This window comes from uncultured Methanospirillum sp., from assembly GCF_963668415.2.
Lineage (GTDB): Archaea > Halobacteriota > Methanomicrobia > Methanomicrobiales > Methanospirillaceae > Methanospirillum.
Genome location: NZ_CAXXDL010000001.1, coordinates 2381417 through 2407589 on the forward strand (window position 1 = coordinate 2381417; position 26173 = coordinate 2407589).

At 49.3% G+C, this 26173-nt stretch carries 24 protein-coding genes; 14 read left to right on the top strand and 10 right to left on the bottom strand.

Features of this window, described 5'->3' with window-relative positions; genetic code table 11:
- Positions 1-67 precede the first annotated feature (67 nt).
- The 3 genes from ACHZA2_RS11210 (at position 68) to ACHZA2_RS11220 (ending at position 4217) form a co-directional block, all read left to right on the top strand.
- Positions 68-391, top strand: coding sequence for a hypothetical protein (locus ACHZA2_RS11210; RefSeq protein WP_319538743.1), 324 nt, complete (start codon positions 68-70; stop codon positions 389-391).
- A gap of 522 nt (positions 392-913) precedes the next feature.
- The gene (fdhF, locus tag ACHZA2_RS11215) at positions 914-2971 is read left to right on the top strand and encodes a formate dehydrogenase subunit alpha (RefSeq protein ID WP_319579776.1); all 2058 of its coding nucleotides are present in this window, start codon (positions 914-916) and stop codon (positions 2969-2971) included.
- Between the two features lies 1 nt (position 2972).
- Positions 2973-4217 carry a Coenzyme F420 hydrogenase/dehydrogenase, beta subunit C-terminal domain gene (locus ACHZA2_RS11220; protein ID WP_319579777.1) on the top strand — a complete coding sequence of 415 codons (1245 nt, stop codon included), beginning with the start codon at positions 2973-2975 and terminating at the stop codon, positions 4215-4217.
- Positions 4218-4411: 194 nt separating this feature from the next.
- Here ACHZA2_RS11220 and ACHZA2_RS11225 read toward each other — a convergent pair whose 3' ends face one another.
- The 4 genes from ACHZA2_RS11225 to ACHZA2_RS11240 all read right to left on the bottom strand — a co-directional run bounded on the left by ACHZA2_RS11225 (position 4412) and on the right by ACHZA2_RS11240 (position 6528).
- Entirely contained in the window at positions 4412-5047 is a 636-nt protein-coding gene (locus ACHZA2_RS11225) for an FmdE family protein (RefSeq protein ID WP_319579778.1), read from the bottom strand.
- Between the two features lie 113 nt (positions 5048-5160).
- Positions 5161-5319, bottom strand: coding sequence for a rubredoxin (locus ACHZA2_RS11230; RefSeq protein WP_319538739.1), 159 nt, complete (start codon positions 5317-5319; stop codon positions 5161-5163).
- Between the two features lie 191 nt (positions 5320-5510).
- Complete coding sequence (locus tag ACHZA2_RS11235) at positions 5511-5741, bottom strand: cation transporter dimerization domain-containing protein (protein WP_319579779.1); 231 nt, start codon at positions 5739-5741, stop codon at positions 5511-5513.
- A 202-nt stretch (positions 5742-5943) separates the two neighbouring features.
- On the bottom strand, positions 5944-6528 hold the full coding sequence (locus ACHZA2_RS11240) for a cation transporter (protein ID WP_319579780.1): 585 nt from the start codon (positions 6526-6528) through the stop codon (positions 5944-5946).
- A gap of 66 nt (positions 6529-6594) precedes the next feature.
- Between ACHZA2_RS11240 and ACHZA2_RS11245 the strand changes: the two genes are divergently transcribed.
- The 5 genes from ACHZA2_RS11245 to ACHZA2_RS11265 all read left to right on the top strand — a co-directional run bounded on the left by ACHZA2_RS11245 (position 6595) and on the right by ACHZA2_RS11265 (position 12054).
- A complete protein-coding gene (locus tag ACHZA2_RS11245; protein ID WP_319579781.1) occupies positions 6595-6831 on the top strand; it encodes a rubredoxin in 237 nt (78 codons plus the stop codon).
- 132 nt (positions 6832-6963) lie between these two features.
- Complete coding sequence (gene glp, locus ACHZA2_RS11250) at positions 6964-8256, top strand: gephyrin-like molybdotransferase Glp (RefSeq protein WP_394698557.1); 1293 nt, start codon at positions 6964-6966, stop codon at positions 8254-8256.
- A gap of 152 nt (positions 8257-8408) precedes the next feature.
- On the top strand, positions 8409-9650 hold the full coding sequence (gene glp / locus ACHZA2_RS11255; protein WP_319579783.1) for a gephyrin-like molybdotransferase Glp: 1242 nt from the start codon (positions 8409-8411) through the stop codon (positions 9648-9650).
- Positions 9647-11284: a molybdopterin-binding protein gene (locus ACHZA2_RS11260; RefSeq protein WP_319579784.1), complete on the top strand. Its 1638-nt coding sequence runs from the start codon at positions 9647-9649 to the stop codon at positions 11282-11284. Before glp (ACHZA2_RS11255) ends, ACHZA2_RS11260 begins: the two co-directional genes overlap by 4 nt.
- A complete protein-coding gene (locus ACHZA2_RS11265) occupies positions 11281-12054 on the top strand; it encodes a SagB/ThcOx family dehydrogenase (protein WP_319579785.1) in 774 nt (257 codons plus the stop codon). The genes ACHZA2_RS11260 and ACHZA2_RS11265 overlap by 4 nt, the downstream gene beginning before the upstream one ends.
- A gap of 26 nt (positions 12055-12080) precedes the next feature.
- Here the strand turns inward: ACHZA2_RS11265 and ACHZA2_RS11270 are convergent, their stop codons facing one another.
- Complete coding sequence (locus ACHZA2_RS11270) at positions 12081-12956, bottom strand: 4Fe-4S dicluster domain-containing protein (RefSeq protein WP_319579786.1); 876 nt, start codon at positions 12954-12956, stop codon at positions 12081-12083.
- A 259-nt stretch (positions 12957-13215) separates the two neighbouring features.
- Between ACHZA2_RS11270 and ACHZA2_RS11275 the strand changes: the two genes are divergently transcribed.
- From ACHZA2_RS11275 to ACHZA2_RS11285, 3 genes are all read left to right on the top strand, one after another.
- A complete protein-coding gene (locus ACHZA2_RS11275) occupies positions 13216-14916 on the top strand; it encodes a S8 family serine peptidase (RefSeq protein WP_319579787.1) in 1701 nt (566 codons plus the stop codon).
- Between the two features lie 81 nt (positions 14917-14997).
- Positions 14998-15198 (top strand): hypothetical protein, encoded by a 201-nt coding sequence (locus ACHZA2_RS11280; protein ID WP_319579788.1) that lies wholly within the window; start codon positions 14998-15000, stop codon positions 15196-15198.
- Between the two features lie 400 nt (positions 15199-15598).
- Entirely contained in the window at positions 15599-16150 is a 552-nt protein-coding gene (locus ACHZA2_RS11285; protein WP_319579789.1) for an FmdE family protein, read from the top strand.
- A 13-nt stretch (positions 16151-16163) separates the two neighbouring features.
- Here the strand turns inward: ACHZA2_RS11285 and ACHZA2_RS11290 are convergent, their stop codons facing one another.
- Positions 16164-17009 (bottom strand): class I SAM-dependent methyltransferase, encoded by an 846-nt coding sequence (locus tag ACHZA2_RS11290; RefSeq protein WP_319579790.1) that lies wholly within the window; start codon positions 17007-17009, stop codon positions 16164-16166.
- A 112-nt stretch (positions 17010-17121) separates the two neighbouring features.
- On the opposite strand from ACHZA2_RS11290, the gene ACHZA2_RS11295 reads away from it, so the two are divergent.
- On the top strand, positions 17122-17967 hold the full coding sequence (locus tag ACHZA2_RS11295) for a DUF364 domain-containing protein (protein WP_319579791.1): 846 nt from the start codon (positions 17122-17124) through the stop codon (positions 17965-17967).
- A 28-nt stretch (positions 17968-17995) separates the two neighbouring features.
- Positions 17996-18772 carry an HD domain-containing protein gene (locus ACHZA2_RS11300; protein WP_319579792.1) on the top strand — a complete coding sequence of 259 codons (777 nt, stop codon included), beginning with the start codon at positions 17996-17998 and terminating at the stop codon, positions 18770-18772.
- 8 nt (positions 18773-18780) lie between these two features.
- Here the strand turns inward: ACHZA2_RS11300 and ACHZA2_RS11305 are convergent, their stop codons facing one another.
- Both ACHZA2_RS11305 and ACHZA2_RS11310 read right to left on the bottom strand, forming a co-directional pair.
- Positions 18781-21606 carry a methyl-accepting chemotaxis protein gene (locus tag ACHZA2_RS11305; RefSeq protein WP_319579793.1) on the bottom strand — a complete coding sequence of 942 codons (2826 nt, stop codon included), beginning with the start codon at positions 21604-21606 and terminating at the stop codon, positions 18781-18783.
- 335 nt (positions 21607-21941) lie between these two features.
- The gene (locus ACHZA2_RS11310; RefSeq protein ID WP_319579794.1) at positions 21942-22808 is read right to left on the bottom strand and encodes a methyltransferase domain-containing protein; all 867 of its coding nucleotides are present in this window, start codon (positions 22806-22808) and stop codon (positions 21942-21944) included.
- A gap of 200 nt (positions 22809-23008) precedes the next feature.
- Between ACHZA2_RS11310 and ACHZA2_RS11315 the strand changes: the two genes are divergently transcribed.
- Positions 23009-24085 (top strand): ABC transporter substrate-binding protein, encoded by a 1077-nt coding sequence (locus tag ACHZA2_RS11315; RefSeq protein ID WP_319579795.1) that lies wholly within the window; start codon positions 23009-23011, stop codon positions 24083-24085.
- An 82-nt stretch (positions 24086-24167) separates the two neighbouring features.
- Here ACHZA2_RS11315 and ACHZA2_RS11320 read toward each other — a convergent pair whose 3' ends face one another.
- Both ACHZA2_RS11320 and ACHZA2_RS11325 read right to left on the bottom strand, forming a co-directional pair.
- On the bottom strand, positions 24168-25073 hold the full coding sequence (locus ACHZA2_RS11320; RefSeq protein ID WP_319579796.1) for an ABC transporter ATP-binding protein: 906 nt from the start codon (positions 25071-25073) through the stop codon (positions 24168-24170).
- On the bottom strand, positions 25064-26164 hold the full coding sequence (locus tag ACHZA2_RS11325; protein ID WP_319579797.1) for an iron ABC transporter permease: 1101 nt from the start codon (positions 26162-26164) through the stop codon (positions 25064-25066). The genes ACHZA2_RS11320 and ACHZA2_RS11325 overlap by 10 nt, the downstream gene beginning before the upstream one ends.
- Positions 26165-26173 lie beyond the last annotated feature (9 nt).

A 26173-nucleotide genomic window follows, 5' to 3' on the forward strand; every position in this document is an offset into this window, starting at 1 on the left:
ATTCGGCGGCATACTTGGAAGGGATCAGGGAGTGAGCAGGATTAGCACAAATAAGGTATGATATAGGATGGACCTTCCTCCAGTTGAATTTCGACAGATCAGACCCTGTTCCGTCTGTGCTTTTTTTGTCCATGTGTCTGACTCACAGGAGGGGATCTGTACGTTGAACAAAGGAGAGCGAAGAGAGACTGAGTATACCCGCTGGGAACGGGATGATCAGGAGCATCTGATCTCCTGGACCTGTTGGTATAACATCATACCTGAAGAGATTGAAGGGACTGAAGATCCATGGGTGAAGAGCATTGTAAACGAATCACTCCGGTTCTTCAACTCAGCGCACACACGCCGTGATATCACGGGTGGGCGGAAAAAGAGGGGCCGAAGGAAATGATTATGCTAGCTTCTCTTTCTTCTGGATCGTTCTTTCTGAATGGGACAGCAATTCCCCGTGGAAGAGCTTCATACACCTCATAACTAGAGAATATGGTCCCTGGTGTCAGCCTGCTGGTCAGGTTCGGAGAGAGTCTGGAGAGACGGGAGGCGACTGAATATTCCCCAATTTTAATTGTGCCATTCATTTTCGGACAGAAGTAATCTCGAATTAAAGATTTAGTTGACGAACCCGATATTACTGGATGAACTCTTGCTTGTAGAATAACCCGTGTAAAGCAGTGTTTCTGGCATGGGAGAAGCACGTCCACCACTAATCCTCAATTTTCAAGGTCGTTTCGTCAGACTTATATCAGGATCAATGATAATATCTAACCTGCACTGTGAGCAGGATACGATAGCCCATGCAGACTAGCGGGTAGTCTGCTATATGGGAATTCCTGATCACATGGCGGAATTTACATGCCGGCAGTGCCGGTTTCTTAAATCGTGGTTTCTTTCACCGTTTGAACTCGGGTGAAATATGAGTGAAAATACAGAAATAATGAAATATGTTCCGACTACCTGCCCATATTGTGGTGTGGGATGTGGTCTGAACCTGGTTGTTAATGACGGGAAGGTTGTTGGTGTCGAGGCATACCAGCGAACCCCGGTGAACGAGGGAAAACTCTGTCCAAAAGGTATGACCTGTTGGGAACATGTTCACAGCCCTGACCGGCTCACCACCCCGCTGATCAAGAGGGACGGCAAGCACGTTCCCGCAACCTGGGACGAGGCCCTTGACCTGGTCGCCAAGAAGCTGAAAGAGATCAGCGACAAGAACGGCCCCCGTGGTCTTGGGTTCCAGACCTCATGTAGAACCGTAAACGAAGACTGTTACATCTTCCAGAAGTTTGCCCGGTGTGGATTCAAGACGAACAACGTCGATAACTGCGCCCGTATCTGCCACGGACCTTCTGTTGCCGGTCTCTCACTCTCCTTCGGTTCCGGTGCCGCAACAAACGGTTACCGCGATGTCCTGAACTCTGACCTGATCCTGATGTGGGGATCCAACGCAATGGAGGCTCACCCACTTGCAGGACGCCGTGTTGCAGAGGCAAAGAAGAAGGGCATTCCAATCATCGTGGTAGATCCACGTAAGACCATGACCGCCCGGATTGCAGACACCTGGGTGCGGTTCAATCCATCAACACACATTGCCCTGATCAACTCGATGATGTACTGGATCATCAAAGAAGGTAAGTATGACAAGAAGTTTGTCGAAGAACGGACCGAACACTTTGACGAACTCCAAAAAACCGTCGAGAACTACGCAGACTGCGAGGCAATCCATGGTGTTCCACTGGCAACCGTCAAGGATCTCGCATTCAGATACGCAGATGTCAAGAATGCGGTGATCATCTACTGCCTTGGTATCACAGAACTCACCACCGGTACCGACAACGTCAGGTCACTCGGAAACCTCGCGATGCTCTGTGGTAACATCGGACGCGAAGGTGTCGGTGTCAACCCACTTCGTGGACAGAACAACGTGCAGGGTGCCTGTGACATGGGTGCATACCCGAACGTTTATTCCGGATACCAGAAGTGTGAAGTTCCGGAGAATCGTGCAAAGATGGAGAAGGCCTGGGGAGTTACTGACCTGCCAGACTGGTACGGTGTCACCCTCACTGAGCAGATCAACCAGTGTGGGGAAGAGATTAAGGGTATGTATATCCTCGGTCTGAACCCGGTTGTCACCTACCCGGACTCAAACCACGTCAAAGCACAGCTCCAGAAACTCGACTTCCTTGTTATCCAGGATATCTTCTACACTGAGTCATGCCAGTATGCTGATGTCATTCTGCCGGGAGCCTGTTTTGCAGAGAAGGATGGAACCTTTACCAGTGCAGAACGCCGTGTCAACCGTGTCCGTAAGGCAGTAAACCCACCGGGCGAAGCAAAGGAAGACATCTGGATCATTGCAGAACTTGCAAAACGTATGGGTCTCAAGAACTTCGACCTCCCGACTGGAAACGCCGTATGGGATGACATGCGTGCAGTAACTCCTTCCATGTTCGGCTGCCTCTACGAGCGGATGGAAAAACCCGAGTCCGTCATCTGGCCCTGTCCAACCCCAGAGCACCCGGGAACCCCGATCCTGCACCGTGAGAAATTTGCAACCCCGAACGGAAAGGGTCAGTTCTTCGGTCTTGAGTACCGGCCACCAGCAGAAGTTGCAGACGCCGAGTATCCATACACCCTCATGACCGGACGTCTCATCTTCCACTACCACTCCCGATCACAGACTGGGCGCAGTGACATGCACCGTGAGGTCCCGGAGTCCTATGCACAGATCAATATTGAGGATGCAGAGCGTCTCAAGATCAAGGACGGCGAGCAGATCAAACTGAAAAGCCGCCGTGGTGAGACTATCACTCATGCACGGGTGTCTGATGATGTAGCACCCGGAGTGGTTTACATGACCATGCACTTTGCAGATGGTGTCAATAACCTGACCAACACCGCACTCGACCCACTCTCTAAGATGCCTGAACTCAAGCACTGCGCAATATCTATCGAAAAACTCGGAGGCAACTAAGATGGTAGCAAAAGGCGACATGATCTACGCATGGGCAAAAGACTCCGAGGTCCAGAAGAAAGGTGAGTGCGGAGGAGCTGTCACTGCTCTCCTGAAGCATGCACTTGAGACCAAGATGGTTGACGGTGTGGTCGCTATCACCAAGGGCAAGGATCTGTATGATGCAGTCCCAACCGTGATCACCAATGCCGATGATGTCATCAAGTCTGCAGGTTCCCTGCACTGTGGTACTCTGCTGATCCCCAAACTGATCAAGAAGTACCTGAACGGGGCAAAGGACAAGAAGTACGCAGTCACCTGCAAGGGTTGTGACGCGATGGCCTTCTACGAACTTGCCAAGAGGAACCAGATCAACCTTGACAACATCATCATGATCGGTGTCAACTGTGGAGGTTCAGTCAGCCCGGTTGCAGCACGGAGAATGATCACCGAGAAGTTCGAGGTTGACCCTGATACTGTCCACAAGGAAGAGATCGACAAGGGTCAGTTCATCATCGAGTTCGAAGGCGGCCACAAGGGTATCAAGATCGACGAACTTGAGGAAGAGGGCTATGGACGTCGGTCTAACTGCCAGCGCTGTAAGATGAAAGTCCCCCGCCAGGCTGATATCGCAGCAGGAAACTGGGGAGTCATCGGAGACAAGGCAGGAAAGGCAACATTCCTGGAAGTCTGTTCTGAGAAGGGTGCAAACCTTATCGAGAGTGCCAAGTCAAAGGGTGCTCTTGAGACCGAGGCTGCAAATCCGAAGGGTATCGAGATCAGGGGCAAAGTCGAGAACGCAATGTTCAAACTCGGAGACTCATGCAGAAAGCGTGACTTCGAGGGACTCGGCACTGGTAAGGATCGGCTGAAGTTGATCATGACAGAATCTGCCAAGTGTGTCAAGTGTTACGCTTGTGTCGATAACTGCCCGATCTGCTACTGTATCGAGTGCTCGACCAAGAAGCCCTGGTATGTTGCACCTGGTGTACTGCCAACAAGCTTCATGTTCCACCTGATCCGGTTCGCTCACGTCTCTGACTCCTGTGTCAACTGTGGTCAGTGCGAAGAACTCTGTCCAATGGAGATTCCAAACGCTCTGTTCATGCACTCACAGCAGACCGAGATCGAGAAGATGTTCGGCCACGTCCCGGGACGCGACATGAGCCCGCCAATCCATGCACTTGCAGAGGAGAAAGCAGAGCGTGCACGTCTGGAAGCAACCGGCACCGACTCTATCTACATCAACATCTTCGACGAGGAGTAACCACTCCTCACCAGTTTACGACGTTACACTCATCGCAATTGGGAACGGGAAAGGTTCACCCCTTTCCTATCCTGATGTACGTCTTATCTCTCTTTTGTGCCTGAGTTATGGGTGTCAGAATGCTATTCCCGCAAAGAATTTGCTCTTTCGATCTCTGCGGATTAAGCGGTAAAAAAAGTGCAACTGAAAAGAATTCAGATGAGTTCATAATACCGCAGGCTTCCGCATGCGGCACAATGATCGCCCTCAATGAGGTATTCAGGGACTGGTTCGCCACAGGTTTTGCAGATCGCTGTGTTCCATTTTTTCTTCTGGGTGACCGGAATTCTGACCTTCTGCACCGAGAGGATGGAGCGTTTTGCAGCAAGGATATCTTCAAGAAGTGCCTTTGTCATGCTCTTCTTGGAGAACTCGGGGCTGTTTGCAAACCACTTCTCCAGGGTTGGCCATGCCTTGAGTTTTACCGGGTCCATGTAGATCCTGATACCTTCAGTAGAATCGGTCTCGCTCGGCCTGTTCATGGTGAATGCAAACCTCCCGACCGGGACAACCGTAAGCCGGTGATTCCCGATTGTGCAATGGGCGATGACCTGGAGGGGATCGGGAGCACACTTCTGGGTTTCACAGACCGCGTACACCTTATCACCGGGTTTTGCACCGAGGAGTTCGAATGCGTAATCAACCATGCCGATAGCGATCAGCAGGCCGGGTGCAGGATAAGTATGGAACGGGATACAACTCTTGTAATATTCCTGAAACCTGGAATCATACCCGAGTTCCCGGAGTTTTTGCAGGAGTTCATCCTGCGTATACTCGTCATGATGGTCCATGTATAGATAATAGCAAAAAGAGGTCTAAAGCGTTTGGTAATATGAAGAGGTCATCCTCCCTAATCACATGAGAATACGATTGCCAGGAACATCCTTACATCTAAAGATTCGGTTCACCGTTTTACAAAGAACGACTTACCAACCCCGCATCTCGGGCAGACCCATGAGGGATCAAGTTTCTCAAAGGGTGTATTCTTCGGGATGTTATGATCCTGATCCCCGATCTCTTCGTTGTATACATATCCACATTTTGTACAGACCCATAGTGCCATGTGAGTAGATAGACTCCCGGGTATAAATCGATACGGTTACCGTGCCCAGGAAAACCCACAATCACCAAGACCTCAATTGGCAATTCTCCCCTGTAGATCAGTTGACAGCAGAAAAATCATTCCGAAAAAATCAGAAGATCACGGATGTGGAGACTGCTTACGTGTTACTTAAGGTAAAAATTGATATATAATTATATTAATCCAAACTTACCCGTGCATGGTATTATGGTCACTGAACTTCGGAGGATCTCTCTTTCAAGGGTATTTTTAATCCGGTTGATCACGTCCTGCACATCTGAAAATTTCTTGTCACCGTTGAATTCAAGAAGCAACTCTATGTAAATGTTGTTTCCACTTCTTCGGGACCTGACACCATGAAAAGCCTCGTAGTCGTAAAAGTAGTCAGCCAGAGCCCTGACCACCTCCAGTTGCAGTTCTTCATCAATTGTTTTATCCAGCAGATCAGGAAGGGAGGATGATATTGTGCGGTACCCTGAGAAAAGGAACGATCCAATGACGATAAATGAAGCAACCGGATCGATATATATTGCCTATTCATAATCTGAAAGCATCATCACAAGGAGCAGTGCAATTAGGACGGTTAGATCAGTAAGAGCCTTGGTTTTAAAAAAGCCTGATCTGTGACTCCATCACTGGTGAGTACTCCTTCTTTGCTATATGGGACTTCTCTCTCCACAGCCAGGTGTTTACACAGACACCGATAGCCATCATCCCGATTGCAAGAACTGTCCCTTCTTCGTGGAGCAGAGAAGGGTTGAGAAGTTTCAAACTTGTGATTGCGAAGACCAGAACCAGTGAGAGGAACATCACGGCACCGGTGATGATATCGGTTAGTGTTTCAAACTTCCCCATCCCGTAATTATAGGCATCTCCCCCGCCTTTTGTTATCTTTCTCATGGCCAGCCAGGCAAAAAAGGTCGAGAGTATCTCGTTACCACGTTTTATTACATCTGCATACAGGGTTACAGAGCCTGATATGGCTGCCAGTAGGATATCAGGGATCCAGAAGACGATGTCAATGACTAAACTTTTAAATATTACTTTCTCACGGGTCTGGTACGAATGAGAGTCTGAAATGATCCGTTCTTCCTCAGTCACTGCATGTGGCGTTGACTGTATTTTGGGTGAAAAATCTATAAATATCATACTGAGATCAGGAGTGCTTACCATGCCCGGGTAGTATGGCATATTGAGTTATTGAAATTTTCGCTCTGATAAAGCATATGTGGCATAAAATCGAATATTTACAGATACATGGTGAAGAAAGTGGCCTCATCCTCAAATCCGGATATGGATGTCTACCGGTGCAATCCGTGTAGGTATTACTATTATCCGGAGTTAGGTGATCCTACCCAGAACATTCCCCCGGGAACACCGTTCTCCAAGCTGCCTGACACATGGCGGTGCCCTCCATGCAAGGAGCCGAAATCAGCATTTGTTAAAGTTGAACGGCCAAAAAACCGCCAGGTAGGATCTATTGGCAGCCAGTAGGCTGCGATAATATTTCTCTCGTGCTGGATATTATAATCATTTAACTTCCCCGGAATTAATAAAGAGATTTCGCTAACGGAGTCCTCCGGTTGAGCATATATGTACCCATGAAATCAACAATCATTCAACGCCATGCCGATTCCATGGACCATGTATCAGACGGAGACCCGCTGGGCTGATCAGTTTTTGCTGGCTAAAACTGAAGAATCAGCTGCAGGGGAGACCTCTTCGGATCCCGGCACGGTCCCTCTCGAAGAAGCGGTTCGGATCGTCCGCTCGATTGCTCATAAGACCGGGACTGAGACGATACCGACAGATGAGGCCGACGGCAGGACTCTCAGTGAGTCCATCTACGCCCTGATTGATATGCCCGGGTTTGACCGGGCGACCATGGATGGTTTTGCCATCATCTCTTCTGATACATCTGATGCCCTGGCCCAGCCCTGCACCCTCACCCTCGTTGGTTCGGTACGCAAAGGTCTCTCAACGATCCCTATGATCTGCCATGGTCAGGCAGTCTCGATTCAGACCGGTGGAAAACTGCCTGAAGGTGCAGATACAGTGGTACTGGCAGATGACTGCAATGTGCAGGAAGATAGAATCACGGTAAAACGCCCGGTGTCTCCTGGAAGTAATATCATCAGAAGGGATGAGGATTTCAGAAAGGGAGAGCCTGTGTATCCGGCAGGATGGATCCTGCGACCCCAGGATATCGCAGTTCTGGCATCTATTGGAAGAATCCGCGTAAAAGTCAGGAAGAAGCCGGTCATCGGGATCATCTCAACCGGCAGGGAACTGGTGCCCTCTGAGTCTATTCCAAAGTCAGGTGAGGTCAGGGAGGTGAACTCGTATCTTGTCACTGCTTTCTGCAAACGGCAGGGTGCCATCCCGGTACGATACGGAATCATCAGGGATGATGCTGAAGAACTCACGAACCTGATCGAGCAGGCATCGCAGGAGTGTGATGCCATCATCGTGAGCGGGGGCAGCTCACGGGATGAGCATGATATCACGGCGCAGGTCATCCATAAACTGGGAAAGGTCTACACCGAGGGGATCTCGTTTGCTCCCGAAAAACGGACCACCATCGGGCAGATTGACTCTGTCCTCGTGATCGGGCTCCCAGGCCACCCGTCTGCAACCTTCATGGTGCTGACGCTTGTTGTGATTCATCTCCTGCAGGCGATGAAAGGATCGCCGAACCAGCAGGTGTACCGCAAGTTTGTCAGGCTCACCGATAACCTGCATGCCAGCAGAGAGAGCGACCGGTACATCAGGGTCACCATCACCGATGACCTGGCAACACCGGTCTTTGGAAAGGCCGGGCTTATTCATATGCTCTCCCAGAGTGATGGGATCGTGAAGATTCCAGCAGGCAGTAAAGGATTTTGTGCTGGTGACCGGGTCGAAGTGATGATCTGGTAACTGTAATTGGAACTGGTTATATCCACGCAGGTAAAAAAATACATATGTACTCTGAACTCGGGTATAGTCATTTGAACCAGACCTCTTTCAATTCCTGTGCCTGGACTGGTATGATCGCTGGTGCTGCCAGAGGAGCACAGCGCCGATAACATATGTCTAAACCAGAAGAGTCAGGTCCGGATGCTTCATCTGGATATTATTTTGATGTAGTACCGATCGAGGAAGCGGTGCGGATCGTCAGGAGTATCTCGCACCAGACCGGGACCGAGACGATACCCATCGATGACGGGGATGGCCGGACCCTGAGCGAACCGGTTATCGCTCTCACTGATATTCCTGGGTTTGAGAGATCCTGGCGTGACGGGTATGCGGTCATCACAGGTGACATTCAGTCAGCATCCGAGTCTTCACCAAAGAACCTCTCCTGCCTTGGTTCGGTCAGGATGGGAACACCTTCAGACCTGACTGTCACCCCCGGAACCTGCATGTATATACCGACCGGAGGTCAGATCCCGGCAGGTGCCGATGCCGTTGTGATGGTTGAGTACACCGAGCGGATAGGAGATACCATCCTAATTAAAAAGCCTGCACTCGTGGGCGAGAATATCATCAGACGTGATGAGGACTTCAAAGCGTCTGATCTCATATACCCGGTCGGCTGGATCCTCCGTCCCCAGGACATCGGGGTCCTGGCATCGATAGGAAAGACCCAGATAACAGTGCGAAAGAAACCGGTCATCGGGATCATCTCAACCGGTACCGAACTGGTTCCCGCTGAAGCAGTTCCCCGTCCTGGAGAGGTCAGAGAGGTAAACTCGTATCTGATCACCGTCTTCTCTCGCAGGCAGGGAGCAGTTCCGGTCCGGTATGGGATCATCAGGGACAATCCTGATGAACTCCGCGAGACCCTCTCCCGTGCTGCCCGCGAGTGCGATGCTGTGGTTGTGAGCGGAGGAAGTTCCAAGGACCGCAATGATATCACTGCGAGGATCATTGGAGAACTGGGAGAGGTCTATGTGCATGGGATCTCGATAGCACCGGGAAAACCAACGATCATCGGCAAGATACAGAATGTTCCGGTCATCGGGCTTCCCGGACATCCGGCTTCCACGTTCATGGTACTCTCCCTCGTGGTTATTCATCTGCTGCAGGCACTCAAGGGTTCACCCTGCCAGAAGACCTACAAGCAGAAGATCAGGATGGCCACGAGTGTTCAGTCAGAACAGGGGCGTGAACATTACCTGCGGGTCAGGATAGAGGGCGATTGTGCAACCCCGGTGCTTGGCAAGTCCGGCCTTATGAACACGCTTGCATGGAGTGATGGAATTATCAGGATTCCGGCTGGTGATGAGGGATATGAGGCCGGTGACGAGGTTGAGGTGATGCTCTGGTGAAGAGGTATCTGAGTAAGATACCCCTGACTGAAGCCATCAGAATCCTGATTGAAGCCTTCCCCCGGCCTGAGCGCCGCGTGATAATCAAAGCAGAGGAGGCCATCGGAAGGGTTCTTGCCTCACCGGTGTATGCCAACGCAACAATCCCTTCTGCAAGACTCTCATCGATGGATGGGATTGCCGTAAAGAGTAGTGAAACACTTGATTCGAGGGATCAAAGCCCGGTCAAGCTCACAGATGTTTTCAGTATCAGCACCGGCCAGGTGGTTCCACCTGAGTATGATGCAGTCATCGCATCAGAAGAGATCGGGGTCGCTGGTGAGAATAATTTTCAGATTCGCCGTCCGGCCCGCATGGGTCAGAATATCAGGGAGCCGGGTGAAGAGGTCAGAAAGGGGCGTCTCATTCTCCATCCTGGCCACCGTATCATACCCACTGACCTTGGTGCACTCATCACATACGGGATCAGGGATGTTGAGGTCAGGTCTCTCGCTGTAGGTCTCATCCCGACCGGTGATGAACTGGTTGCAGGTAATGAGGAGCCAAAGCCAGGCCAGGTCAGGGAGAGCAATACGGCTGTGATTGCTGCCTCTCTTATGCAGGCAGGAATTACACCGGTACGGTACCCGATCACTCCCGATGATCCTGACCAGATCAGAGATGCGATAAGCACTGCGGTACAGGTGTGTGATCTCGTTCTCATCTCTGCCGGCTCATCCGGAGGAAACCGCGACCATACTCGCGAGGTCATCGAAGAACTTGGCAGCATACTCTTTCACGGGATTGCAATGCGACCGGGAAAGACCATCCTCTGTGGTACCGTCAATGATAAGCCGGTGATCGGCCTTCCGGGACAGCCGATGGCGTCACTGACTGCATGGCGTGAGGTCGTAGTTCCTCTCCTTGATTCTTGGGAGTTTGACCTTCAGCAGTACCCCGAGTCATCAGCCATTACCGCCGAGCCGATACCAAGTGACGGGGGAATAGACGAGTTCATCCCGGTCTCCGTTGTGAGAGTTCTTGGTGAGGATTATGTATTTCCCAGGCCACGGGGTGCTGCCGGCCAGATGCAGGCAGTCCGATCCAATGCTGTGTTTCACATCCCGGCAGTAAAAGAAGGGTACAGGGAAGGGGCTGTTGTTACAGTCAGACACACCCGAACTCATCATGACGAGCAGGGCATCCTTATCGCCGGAGTATCAGATACGCTCACTGACCGTCTGCAGGCGAACTTCATCTCTCACAACTCTCATCTGATCATACGCCCCCTCTCTGCTATCGGGGCTGCAGTAGCCCTCTGCAAAGGGACCTGCCATGGTATCTTCTTACACGAATCGATTAGCAGGGATACGGATGTATCACGGCTTCTTCAGTCTGGGTGTAAAGATCCGGTACGATCTGTGGTTGTCGGGCACAGGGATGGTGAACGGCTCTTGCTCCTCTTCAGGGACACAGCACCTGTCATCGGTGAGATTTCACCGCTTACAACCTTCCTCTTCTCAGAGAAATGGAGAAATGAGGTAGAACTGCCGGAAGGGCCCCCTGGCCGTGACGGTGCCAATGAAGAAGAGATATCTGGGTCAGGGCACGAATACACTGAGACACAGGCAAACAGCCATAGGATACGATCATGAAGGGGATTGAGTTTATCGAGGCTACCCGGTACGGGAATGAGCAGATTATAACCGATGAGATGAATGGGGTCGAGCAGCCTGAGATTGAAGAAGAACCAGCCGGCGATCTCATCTTCCTCCCCGACCCTGATCGTGAGACTGTTCAGGAACTGGATCTTTCTGAGGCGATAGAACTCCGGGAGAGTCGGCGTGAGTATACCGATGAACCGCTGACGCTTCCCGAACTGTCGTACATGCTCTGGTGCAGTGCCGGGGTGAAATGGGCGCTTCCTGGTGGTGCTTTCAGGACCGTGCCTTCTGCAGGATGTTGCCATGCCATCGATACCTACCTTGCGATAAACCGCGTTGAGGGATTAAAGCCAGGGCTGTATCGATATATTGCGTTGGAGCATGCCCTTGAGATGCTACCTGCATATCCCGATCTTAAGCAGGATATCAACATTGCCTGCTTTGATCAGCCATGTGTGAATCAGGCTGCGGTGGTTTTCATCTGGGCAGCAGATGTGTATCGCATGACATGGAAGTACGGGGAGCGGGGATACCGTAATCTCTTCCTTGATGCCGGACACATCTGTCAGAACCTGTACCTCTCAGTCCAGCCGGTCGGATGCGGCTGTTGTGCCATCGGGGCATTCAGGGATCAGACCCTCAATGATATGCTCAATCTCGATGGGACCGAACGGTTCGTTCTCTACCTTGCAACTGTAGGAAAAGTGGATCTCTCTGAAGAGGGAGAGGACGAATTTCCATCAGAAGTAAAGAACTCCTAACTCAGAAAAGCAGGGTTACAAGGTAATTAATACCCGGTAACAATCTCTTCTTCAGGCAGAGATGAGATCACATCTTCCCTGAACTTGTCAAACCCGATGTCATCGAGCTGATCAGGAAGGAGCAGGTCACCCCAGGCCTTGCGGTAAATCCAGTAGGCGATCTTCTCGATACAGAGATCCACAGTCTCCGGGCTCTTTACCGTGACAAAATGCTTGCCGACCTTGGGATGGCGCCCACGTTTTCCTCCTACCGTGATATGGTATGCGGGTGGGTCTGACTTGATGATATGGAACGGGCAACAAGCGATGCACATCCCACAGTGAACACATTTATTCTCATCAAGGTGAATTACCCCGTTTCTGATGACGATGGCATTTTCCCTGCAGTAATGGGTGCAGGTTCCGCAACCGGTGCAGGTGCCTGGTATGCGGTAAGGTCTGACCACACCGGTTATCCCTATCTCATTCAGTCTCTCACTCATGCACGAGTTCGGGCAGGCTGATATCGCAATACGAGCCTTCACCGGCATGTCCCTGCCAAAATGCTTCTTGTCAAGGGCAAGGGCGAGAGAGATTGAGTCCATCTGGGCATACTTACAGCGGTCTGTCCCCGGACATGCCGTAACATTTACGATCTCTGACTTCTCGGCCCCGAGGGGTGTGCCGTTCTGTTCAAGTGCCTCCACAACTGCCTCAAGATCCTCATGCCTTACATGGATGAGTTCTGCTGTCTGTCTTGTTGTCAGGTGAATGCCAACTTTGAACTTATCAGCAATTCTGCATATTCCAGACATCTGCTCAGGTGAGATGATTCCAGCAGGGATCCGGATACGGACGGTATACCGTTCTCCGTCCATCTCCTGGATGATCCCTCCCTTTTCGTGGAGGGCAAATTTCCGCATACTTTACTATGTGAATGGAAGAGGAATGAATCTGCCGGGCTTCAAAATTCGGCAATCGGGACTCCTGTTCAACAGGCTATGAAATGAAGTTCTCATAACTCCTCATATTAACCAGTCATCTACATCGTCCCGATTGCTCAACCAGCAAGTTCCACTTTTTATTAATACTCGTTTATCAGTGATCCTCGACAGGGTTACTGGAAAGTTTCGCAATCCCGATACGTCTCAATGAGATTACGGGTTCGCGGGTTGGATCATTATGAACCGCATGTTCAATATCAGCATATATTGTGGGATAATCATCCTGCTCCTCATCAATGTAATTGTGTCTGTATCAGCGGAAACCGTAAACTACAGACAGCAGGGATCAGAGTCAGGGAAGAACCTACAGGTCTTACCCCAGCATGCAGAGGACAGGATCATCGTTAAATACAGACCTGATGCAAAAGGGCCTGATGAGAACCTTACCTCGTTCATGGATACTATGAACAGAAAGGTCGGTGGATCGGTCCTTGCTGACTTCTCACCAATGGGAATTTCGGGGATGCAGATCATCAGGCCTCCTGGCAATCTGACAACTGAAGAGGCTATCGCTGAATACTCAAAGGATTCAGGGGTGCTGTACGCCGAGGAGGATCATCTCATATCACTCTCTCCAAATGAGACTGCAGATTCAGTGAGAAGTTCAGAGAGCAGTACAACGGGATCATCATCCGTTACTCCTGTTGACCCGGGTTATTCACTTCAGTGGGGACTCCATAATACCGGTCAGTCACCCTTCTATGGAACTGCAGGAGCAGATATTGATGCTCCGATTGCCTGGAACACTACGACTGGATCCGGGGTTGTTGTGGCAGTCGTGGACACCGGGGTTGATTACACCCATGAAGATCTGGCTGCAAATATCTGGACCAATTCAGGGGAGATTGCGGGGAATGGTATTGATGATGACGGGAACGGATACATCGACGATGTTCGGGGATGGAACTTCTGCAGCGCTACCAATGATCCAATGGATGACAACGGACATGGGACTCACTGTGCCGGCATCATCACCGCTGTAGGTAATAACGGGGTTGGTGTGACCGGTGTGAACTGGGAAGCCAAAATTATGCCCCTGAAGTTTCTTGACTCATCCGGGAGCGGGTACACCTCTGATGCAATCTCTGCAATTCTGTATGCAAACAAGATGGGTGCAAAGGTCATCTCAAACTCGTGGGGAGGAACCGGATCATCCCGCTCCCTGAAGGAGGCGATTGATGCATCTTCGGCGGTAGTGGTCTGTGCTGCAGGCAACGATGCAGAAAATATTGACACAACCCCACTCTACCCGGCATCATACAACAGTTCAAACATCATCGCTGTTGCAGCAACCGATTACAACGACAATCTTGCCTCATTCTCTAATTATGGTTCAAAATCTGTGGATATCGCTGCGCCAGGGGTTATGATAAGAAGCACATACTCAGATAACCGGTATGCATACTTGTCTGGAACCTCGATGGCAACGCCTTATGTATCAGGGGTTGCAGCACTTGTATATGCTTCCAACTCTTCGCTCTCCTGTACCGTAGTTAAGGCAAAGATTCTATCCGGTGCAGAAACAATCAGTTCACTGAACGGGAAGGTGGTAAGCAACGGAAGACTCAACGCTGCAAATGCGGTAAAGTCATCATCAGGTGGGGATAATCAGGATCCTGGAAATTCAACCGGCGATCTTGTAGCCTCATTCACTGCTTCTCCAAGATCCGGTCATTCACCTCTCCCGGTCCAGTTTGTTGACACCTCATCTGCAGGTGAGACCGCGTGGAACTGGAACTTTGGCGATGGCAGTAGTTCAACAATGAAAAATCCGCGGCATATCTATCAGAACAAAGGCAGTTACACTGTAACATTGAAGATCATAAAAGGAAAGAAGAGCGGAACACTTACGAGAACTGGCTATATAACCATCCAATAACTTTTTTTAAATGACAGGACCTAATCGCGTCAGCAATCCCGCAAATGGAGAGGAGCCGGGTGTGATGAGACAAGTCCGGTCATGAACCGCTGGATAACGACTGTCATCCGGCTCCTTCTCCCCCTCATGTTCCTGGATCGAATCGATGAATACCAGTCCACCCCGAGGGATTTTGAGGTGAACCAGCTGATTTGCGGGATTTGTGTGGTTGTTCCCGGATGCTGCCAGTGGATATCTGGTTCAGGCAGGCGGAATGGCATGTTCTGTCTTAAGAATCTCTGAAGGGATGATTCTCATCTAATCGCCGAAGGAGCTCTTTCCTGCCCGGAAAGAGTGGTGCTACCACTCATCAGGATGTAATCCTGATGGCGTTCTGCAACCCAGGATGGAATTTCATATCATATGAATGCCCTGTTCTCCAGTTGTCAGGAAGTACTAATTCATCTAGGAATGATTCAGCCCTTCCGACTCCGGCAGAGAAGTGTTGTCTGCGATATCATAAAAACACTTTGATTATTGGCATTAATAAATTAATTAATATTAACTTAGGCGTAGCCTGTTCATCACCCTGGTGTAAGTAGAACGATCCCCGTGGTGGAATTCCGGTGAAAGAGCGTGAAGAGATCTGAATATACGGGAATAAGAGTTTAACTTAAAGAAAGAGTATAGATGTACTGAAATTATGAGCACTATTGATACCCTCTTACAGAAAGCAAAGGAGTTCCATGGAGAGATATGTCCGGGAATTGTAATGGGAACCAGAATGACCATGGCCGGTATGCGGGAACTGGGACTGGATCCCCTCACCAAGACCCATGATCTCATCGTGTATGTCGAGATAGACCGGTGCGCAACAGATGCCATACAAGCAATCACCGGAGTATCCCTCGGTCACCGTTCACTCAAGCACATGAACTATGGGAAGTTTGCAGCAACCTTTATTAATACGGCAACAGGCAAGGCGGTCCGTGTTGCTGCGCTTCCGAAAAATCCTAACCAGCCCAAGGATATGAAAGAGGTCGCAAATATGATCTGCAATGCTCCTGAGGAAGAGATCTTCACGATCAATAATGTAAAGATCACTATCCCGAAGGAGGACATGCCCGGATTCCCCACCCACAAGGATGTCTGCAGTCGCTGTGGTGAGGAGATAATGGACAGCAAAGAGGTCATAATCGAGGGGAAGGCGGTCTGCAAAAACTGTGCACAGGGATCGTATTACACGGTCCTCTGAATCCATATTCTCGTTAATCTTTTTTCCACCAGATCTTTGCCCTTGGAGAGATGCTGCTCATCACATACTGGCCGTCCTGCTGTTGTAGTCTCTTCTCAAGGTACTCCCTGAGCACGGAGTACTGTTCCGGAGTCTCAAGATTGAGGCCAGCCCCCTGATCGCTGACTGCCTCGTCCATCGATGCAAACTTCTGCTGGTGCACCTCCTTGGTGATCTCCACGTTTGCATAGATGCCCATCTGGTGGAGCAGGTTAAAGATGATGTTTGGTTTCTGGTATTTTTTGAACGGTATCCCATACAGGTCTTCCCAGATATCTCCGTAATTCTTCTGCCAGGGTGAGAGCATGTCTGCAAACCAGAAGATGTACACGTAAGAGCAAGACACCTGATCCATCATCTGGAGTCCCTCCCGGAGATCGGGAAATCCGAGCGAGTAAGAAGCAACCACGATATCATAGGGGGCATTCAAATCAGTGGTAATATCCACATCCTCCCACTTCTTTGGAACCACGATCACATTCTTCAGACCGGCTTGTGTAATATTTGAGGAGAGACATTCACGCATAAACGCGGATGGTTCAACTGCAGTAACCTCCCTGACGAGGCCTGCAAGGGGAATTGTAAGGGTTCCAGGTCCTGAGCCGATATCAAGTATCCGTGCATCAGGGGTAATATTCATCCCTTCAATTCGTGCCCGGGAAGCCTGCCAGTTGTTCTCTTTTGCAGAACGGTTGAAGCGCTCACACCTCTCTTTTTCAGACCAGCGGTCTGCACAACTGATGAATAATTTCTTCCCTTTCTCCCCCTCTTCAGGTTTTTTCCAGGCCTCATTCCAGTCTATTGTTGTAATATCAATCATGGTAATTCTTTAATCCGAATAGTTAAATAAGATATGCAGATTATTTTGCCAATGTAATTACATCAAGAGTTAAATTCCAAATATGTGCGACTTTTCAAGAACCTGCGATACCATGACTAAACTACCAGAACCAGATCAGATCCTGAACGATACCATTGCATTGCTTCGGGAGGGATTGCCTGAACCCCTGAGTACAATCACGCTTGAGAATGTTGTTGTCGGCGTATTCTTCACAGGAGTGAAACTGAGCAACGGGTATGGAGGGATCTGTTTCACTCCAGTTGATCTCATCCCCGAGGCGGTCTGCTGTACAACGGCTGCAAGTGCAATGCCCTATTGCGGGAACCTGCAGGGAGTGTCACTTGAGAAGATCCTGACCCATATATCCTCACCTGCTCCACTGGTGAGAGCCGTGCTGATCAGCATCGTTAACGCCCTCTCTGCCTGGTATCTGGATATCTGCCCTGAAGGAACCTATCAGATCGAGGAGAACAAGGATGCATTTGATCTGGTCGATGAGATCGATCCAAATAAACCGGTGGTGGTCGTAGGAGCACTCTGGCCTGTGATTCACCGCCTCAAGCAACGGGGAGCATCATACCGGATCTTTGAACTGAACCAAAGCGCACTGCGCGAGGATGAAATGCCATTCTTTGTTTTACCGGAGCAGCAGGATTCAGTTCTTGCAGATGCAGGATGTGTTGTAATGACCGGTGCAACGATGGTGACCGGGACAACCGAGGTTCTCCTTTCGAGAATACCAGAAGGAGTGCCGGTCATCATCGGTGGACCGACTGTGAGTATGATCCCGGATATTCTCTTTGAGATGGGAGTCACTGCAATCGGCGGTGATATCGTAACGGATCCCGACAGTCTTCTCACAACCATCATGCAGGGAGGATCAGGGTATCATTTCTTTGGAAAATCAGCCAAGAAGATCCTGATCAGAAAGGTCTGATCCTACTCAAGAGGAACATCCTGATGGTATGAACCAGCCTGACGAGAGAAGAAGATACCAGGCATTAGCCGGATATCCTGATCTGCTTGACCGGATCGAAAAGGTAGAGCAGTATGCATCCCGTCTTCTCCCGTTCATCCCCCGAGGGCTCCCAGTCTACCAGTCACACGGTGCAGTTCACTCGCTCACACTCATCAGTAATATCAACAGACTGACAACTTCCGGGCTGCAGATATCATATACTGAGAGGTTTCTTCTCTATCTTGCCGCATGGCTCCACGATCTCGGGTATATTCATCCCCTCTCTATCTATGACCGGGGTATGCATGTCGAACTCTCGATCGAGATGATTGGCAGGGATCCCACAATTCAGAGCCTTCTCAGTCCACCTGAACTCTCTCTTCTCGGGACTATCATCAGGTATCATGACACTCATACCGATCTTGGAGGTATCAGGGAAGAGACACCATCCGTTCGCACCCCTCTGATTGCTGCAGTCTTCCGTGTTGCAGATGCGGTAGATCTCGGCACTGACCGGTGCCCTGAAGAGGTTTTTCTATTGATAGAAGACGGGCTCAATGAACATAGCAGAAGGCACTGGCAGGCACATCAGAACATCACCGGGGTTAGCATCTCTTATCCTGTGATCACAATCCATGTTCATAATCCCGAAAATCCGTTCTTCAGGAGAAGGATCATAGCCCACCTTGAAGAGGACTGTATGGGTGCAAATGTGATCCTGAAACGGTATAACCTTGCTCCGGTTACCCTTGAATGTAAAAAAGAGATTTCATATCATCACTGATTTGAATATCAGGCAATTTTGAACTTGGCCATCTCACCGGAGACGTTCTCGACGATGCCAACTACTCCGGTCATGATCCGCCCGATCTCATCGAGTGAAGCACTCGCCTCCTCGGTTGCTGCTACAGCATCCCCCGCCTCCTGTGAGGTGTTCTGAATCAGGTTCGCAACCTCCTGTATACTTGCAGTAACTTCCTCAACTGATGCAGCCTGCTCCTCTGATGCAGAGGCTACCTCGACTGTATTGTTGTTGATCTGACCGATGGTCTCTGCAATCCTGTTAAAGGCAGTCAATGTATCCGCAAGGGCATTGCTCCCTTCCATAACAGAGGTTGTGGACTTCTCCATCGCCTGTGTTGCCTGCTTCGCTTTGACCTGGAGTTTTGTGATCAGGTCTTCTATTGTCTCTGCTGATTTTCGTGAATCGAGAGCGAGAGACTTGACTTCAGCAGCAACAACCGCAAAACCCCTTCCGGCATCCCCGGCCCGGGCAGCCTCAATAGCTGCATTAAGGGCAAGAAGATTGGTCTGGCTGGCGATATCTGATATCAACCGAACGATCTTTCCGATCTCGTCCATCTCTGCATTTATCCCTGAAACGATCGAGTCAACCTCCTCGGCTGAGATGGTGATATCACCCATGGCTTTTTCAGATCTGTGAGCAAGATTAATTCCACCTTTAGCCAGTTCATTCGCTTCGTTTGAAGCAACAGACACAGAATCAGCCTTTCTTGATACGGCTCCGACGGTCTCGTTGAGATCCTCCATCGCCCGAAGAACCTGTGAGATCCCATCTCCTCCCTGTTCAGAGTTCTGACTGACTTTACCTGCATTGGTTGCTATCTGCTGTGCACCGGCAATGACCTCTTCAACACTAGCATTTGCCTGTTCTGCACGCGATGCGAGATCAGATACATTCTTGTTGATGAGAGAGACCGCTTCTGATACCTTGATACTTATGTTGTTCAGGGCATCCCTGAACAGTACCCATTCGCCTTTGACCTCTATCTTCTGATCAAACTGCACAGCAAAGTTATAGTTTGAATACGCCTGTGCGATCTTCATCGACTCATAAACCGGAGTTGTAATGGAATCAAGGGTTTGATTCATCCCCTCAATAACCGTGCGGTAATCGCCTTCATGAACAGATGGATCTGATCTGAACGTAATGTTCCCGGCAATTGCCGCCTTTGCTATGGCTTCAGAATCCGAAACTAGGTGGGTGATCGCCTGGCGTGCTATCTCTACTGCCTCTCCAATCTTTACAAACTGCTCCCGAGCTGCTACAGAATGTTCATCTGCATCTAGTATCTTCATACTGAAGGTCGTGTCCCCTTCTGCCAGTGAACTGATATTCTGTTGAACCTGCTCGACTGATTGTTCAAGGTATGAGATGAGCGATCTGATAGCGGTCATATCAGAGAAGATCTCAATCAGCCGGATCACAGTACCTTTCTTGTCTGTGATAGGAATGTAAACATAGTCGAGATGCCGGATTCCTGTTGGACAGTCTGCAACCAGGGTTCCCCGTGCCGACTGTTTGGTCTGAATTGCCTCCCTGATGGTCGGACCAACCCGCTCTATAACCTTTATATCGGTTAACTTCATCCGAAGGCTCTCCTCGTAGCCGTATCCAAGTATCTTTGTGAAAGCCGGGTTGCTGTCTGTAATATTCAGATCAGTATCCAACATGAGGATTGCATTTGGATTCTCCTGGATAAATGTCTGGATCTCTTCAACGTATGCCACCTGGTCAGAGATATCGATGTACATCGCAACCATACGAATAACATTACCATTTGCATCGATGATCGGAATATACGTGAAATCGAGCGTTTTTACTGCCCATCCAAAGTCAACGACAAGTCTTCCTTTTCCAGGCTTTTTTGATGCGAGGGCATCGGTGAAAGATTGTCCTTCACGCCCGGTGATATTGAATTCCTGCACCTTCATGGAGAGCAGCTGCTTTTCAGGCATTCTACAGAGATCTAAAAACGATGGGTTTACTGCAAGGATTTTGCCAGACGGATCCATGGTGATGATGGAGGCAGGATTGTCTGCAACAAGTGCGGCAGACTCGTTGATCTTCTGTACAAGATCTGTAAGATCAGCAAAGATATCATAGATCAGGATAAGGTTACCTTCAGGATCAAAAACCGGAACATAGGAGTATTCCATGTTTTTGATACCATTTGGAAAATCAACAACGATCGTTCCCGATACTACGGTCTTTGTTTTTATTGCATCTGTGACCGTAGGGCCATCACGTCTGATAACCTTGAAGTCGGTAAGGGATCTACCAATCCAGTCCTCCCATTTATATCCTGATATTTTTATGAATGCAGGGTTGACTTCAGCAATGGTCAGGTCCGGGTTGAGTTTGAGAAGAGCGTAGGGGTTCTGGTTTATCAGTGCTTTGTTCTCTTCAATCCTGATCTGTTTTGACATATCAGTGACAGTAGTCAGGAGACACTGCTCTTCACCATACCGAATTGGTTTCAGAGTAACCCTGGCAGGAAACACCTTCTTTTTAAGGGTGATATGATCCCAGTAAAATGTTGATGAACCAGTGTCAATTGCCATTTTAATTAAACGATCAGCCTCAGAGCCGCTGTCACTTCCGTTTCGTTGTTTGGGTGGAGAGATGATGTCCGGTGTTTTTCCTATGATATCGTTTCTGTCAGATGTATCAAAGATACGGAGTGTCTCGTTATTACAATCAATAAAGGTCCCCTTTGGCCCAACAATAAGAGTAGCCAATGGTATTGAATCGATAATCTTCTGAAGTGACTCTACGTCTGCTGTTCTGATCACTGACTGGTATATTTCGGTCATGGTATCCTCTCTCACCCTGCCGATCAAGCAGCAGAGTATCAATCATATGAAAATTACCCGCCCTGATTAGTTCCAATAGAGTTCATGCTACCAAAAGGTACATCCCCACCACAGCGATTCTCATGTAACAGGTAACTTATCTAGGTGATAATCTGCATCGACATATATATATCTGTCGTACGAATGCCGTGTTTATCTCTGACATGATCCGGAGTAGGGGGTAAAAGACGCATAGACCTGGCACTAAAAAGACGCCGGAGAGGAAACTGGGAAAAAACCTTCCAATATATCTTCTTGTTTAGGCAGATTCTGACCTGCTGAACCAGAATCGAATTTTAGATCTTCTCCTTGTGGATAGGCCATACCATCATGGCATTATACATCTCATCTTCAGAAGAATACCTTCCATTTACTGATGAATTTTTATAATACTCCATAATCTCAGTTTTGGATTCCTGAGAGAGAACTCTTCCATGCTGGATATCTTTTAAAGCCCGCTCGGCTGCTTCTTCCCAGGACTCCTCGTACCGCACCGGCTTGCGGTACATTCTGACAAGAGGATGAATACCCTGTGCATAGAGATACATGAATGGATAGAAAAAACCTGAAGAAAAAGGCCTTGACTGTGGCAACTCCCCCATGACACGGTGATAGAGGTCTGCAGGTATTTTATTGGGGCCATTCTTCATGTAACTGCTGTAGTAACAGTACCCCCGTGAACATGCCACCATCCGGTCAAACGTCTCAACATCTTTTATTCCGGGTGTCATTGAGGCAATAACCAGGTCGAACGAGTTACGCAGGTTCAGAAGATCGATATCTGCAGACCACCATGAACATACAAGCGTTCTGATAGAAAGGCCTCTCTCTTTTGCTGTATCTGCAAGACGTTCGAGCATTCTGGATGATATATCGATGGCAGTGACATCTGCACCTGCCTCTGCCAGGGGAAGTGAGAGTGATCCAGGACCACAGCCTATGTCTAAAACCCGCGAACCTTCTGGTGAAAAACCTGCTTCACTCAAAAGGCAAAAAAAGTCTGCTGTCTTTTTAGCTCTCTTTTTAGGATCATGGTCGTTGCCGAAGGTTGATGCACGCCGGTTCCACCGGTCTGCCTGACTCTCGTCAGTAACCGGTTCTGTTCCTGATACCGATGAGTTCCAACAGTCTACCAATGTTTGTAAGTTTTCAGAGGATTTCATGATGAATGAGTAGGTAGCGATTGATTGCAGATTCAGATGTAAGGTTTCATATCTGAATAAAAAAGATTGTCTATTTTATTCTGTTTATCCTTTTAATTGAATAATAATTAACGCAAATGCATATATTACTATCAGAATTAACTCTTCATGCATTCTGGCACTATTTCATCACCGATTGAAGTGCCGGATGGGGAGTTGATATGACTAAATCATTAATTCGAGGACTTTTTGTGCTCCTCCTGGTTATCGCAGCAACCAGCTCCAGCCTGGTGTATGCTGCAGATACCAAGACGATCACAGATATGACCGGAAGAAGTGTCACGGTTCCGGCAGAGATTAATACTGTTCTGGCCACATCCCCACCGTCAACTGAGGCGGTGTACATGCTCGATCCAGATGTTCTGATCGGACTCAACTTTGATTTAAACAACTCAAAGTATGTTCCAGAGAAGTACAAAAGCCTTCCAAATCTCGGCGGTCAGCAGATGGGAAATACTCTCAATTATGAGACATATCTCGCCATGAAACCTGACATAATCCTCCTTGGATCCGGGCCCGATATCGATGTAACCGGAACTATTGAGGATATGCAGAAGAAACTCAATCCCATCCCGGTTGTGGGAACAATTGATTCAACAAATGCGACTGCATATGGACCGAGTATCACCTTCCTTGGCGAACTGTTAAACAAGCAGGACAAGGCAGCAGAACTGAACGCGTTCTATGACAAGGTATACAAAACCGTAACCTCAAAGGTTGCTGATATACCTGATGAGAAGAAGATTAAGGTCTATTATGCCGAGGGCCCTGACGGGCTGAAGACTGATCCTGCGATTTCAGATCATGCCCAGTTGATAACCGTCTGTGGAGGCAAAAACGTGGCTGAAGTCAATGAGAAGGGTGGTGGCGGTATGACTCCTGTCTCGTTCGAGCAGGTTGCATCCTGGAATCCGGAACTTATCATTGCAGGAGACAGCAGGTTCTACAAATCGGTTATGACAGACCCGAACTGGAAGGATATCGATGCGGTTAAGAATAAGAAGGTCTATCTGATTCCAAACCAGCCATTCGGATGGATAGACAGGCCACCGGGTGTAAACAGGATCATTGGTATTCCATGGCTTGCAAAAGTTTTCTACCCTGATCAGTTTAGTGATATGGATCTTGGCGGTCTCATCAAAGAGTTCTATAGTACATTCTACCACTATGACCTCAGCGATGATGAAGTGAATGATATCATCACCGGATCCGGTCTCTCATCAGAAAAGACAGGGTAACCCTGGATATTCTGACTTTTTTGTTTTTGTTCTGAGTCGGTGTGTCAGGTATCCAGCGGGAAAAAAACGAAAATGATACCTATTACTGTACCAGAATATTCTCTTCTTCGGTCACCATACCACAGTTGCAACACCGGTGACTGGAGTTTACATACCCGTTCATGAGTTGATCCAGCACTGACTCCACCGGACAAAGACAACCTGGCCGGTACCGGATCGGGATACAGACCTTTCTCCCTGCCACCTCGATGTACTCAACCCTGACATCTACGTGATATGTAGCCCTGAGAGTATCGCTGGTAATTACTGTATCAGCAGATCCGATCGTTGTGAAAGCGCCGTCACGCATGATTCCGACCTGATCTGACACGATGAATGCGTGGTCTGGGAAATGTGAGGTCATGATGATAGTAATCCCCCTGGCCCGGAGAGTCTCCACCAGTGAGAGGATCTGCATCTGATTGCCAAAATCCAGATGTGACGTTGGCTCATCAAGGAGGAGGATCTCTGGCTGCTGGGCAAGGGCACGGGCAATAAGTGCCAGTTGATGTTCACCACCGCTCACTTCGTTGACCGGCTTTTCAATGAGATGGTAAACGCCGACCTCCCGGATGGCATCCACAGCGATCCTGATGTCCTCTTCGCTCGGTGATGCAAACGCGGAGATGTAGGGTGCCCGTCCCATCAGAACATACTCAAGGATCGTGTATGGAAACGCAACATCATACCCCTGAGGAACAAATGCCACCTTTCGGGAGAGATCAGTTCTCTCCATCTTTCTGATATCACACCCGTTGATACAGACCGAGCCCTCATTGATGTCAAGTAGATTGATGAGGCATCGCAGAAGGGTTGATTTTCCAGTTCCATTGGGCCCAAGGATACAGAAGATCTCACCCGGGTTCAGGGTAAAGGAGACATCATCAAAGATGTCACGCTTTCCGTCCCAACTAAATCTCAAATGATGGGCGGTCAGTGTCAGGACCATCCTGTCTTCCTCCTCCAGAGTAGGTACGCAAAGAACGGAGCCCCCATCAGGGCTGTAAGAATTCCGAGTGGAATCTCTGTGCTAATGAGGGTGCGTGAGAGGTCATCCATCAGAAGGAGATACGAAGCTCCGATAACGATGGTCATCGGCATGAGTCTGCGGTAGTCAGGTCCGGTGACCATCCTCCCGAGGTGAGGAACTACAAGCCCGACCCAGCCGATGATTCCACTGATGCAAACCGCTGACGCGGTGAGAAGAGTTGCGCAGAGGACAATAATTTTTGTAATTCGCTTGAGATCGATTCCAAGGGTCTGTGCTTCGTCAGATCCGAGTGAGAGAAGGTTAATCCTCCACCGAATCAGGAGGAGGACCCCTCCACCTAAAAGCATGGCTGGAGCAATTGCCAGAAGATCAGAGTACCTGACCGATGAGAGGCTGCCCATAAGCCAGAAGACGATGGTCGGGAGTTTTTCATATGGGTCAGCAAGGTACTTGGTGATAGATACGAGTGCCTGGAAGAAGGCTGAAACTATGACTCCCGAGAGTACCAGGACCAGAATCTGGCCGGATCTATAGAGCCTGCTCAGAAGATACGTACAGAGGACTGCCACCGTTCCTCCTGCAAACGCGGAGACCTGGATCAGCCAGGTGGAAGACGATAACAGAATCGCAACCGCTGCACCAAAACCGGCCCCGTGGGAGACACCAAGGATATCAGGAGATACAAGCGGATTTTTGAAGAGCCCCTGATAGGCTGCACCAGCCATTGAGAGGGCTGCACCGACCATGACGGCAGCGATGATCCTCGGGAGCCGGACCTGCATGACGATCGTCTCCTCGGCACTACTCCAGGTATGTTCCATCGGGACAACAGGAGATATCAGGATACGCAGGACATTTCCGGGATCCACTTCATATCTTCCGATAAAGAGCGACCAGAAGATGATCGCAAAAGGAAGAATATAAAAAAGGATGGTCAGAGGCAGGGTGAAATGCATCTTCTGAATCAGGCGTGAGATGTCTTCCTGAATATTTGCAGGTAGATCAGAGGGTGTGTTGGTTACTAGCGGCGATTCGAGAGGGTTATTCATAGGTGCTCC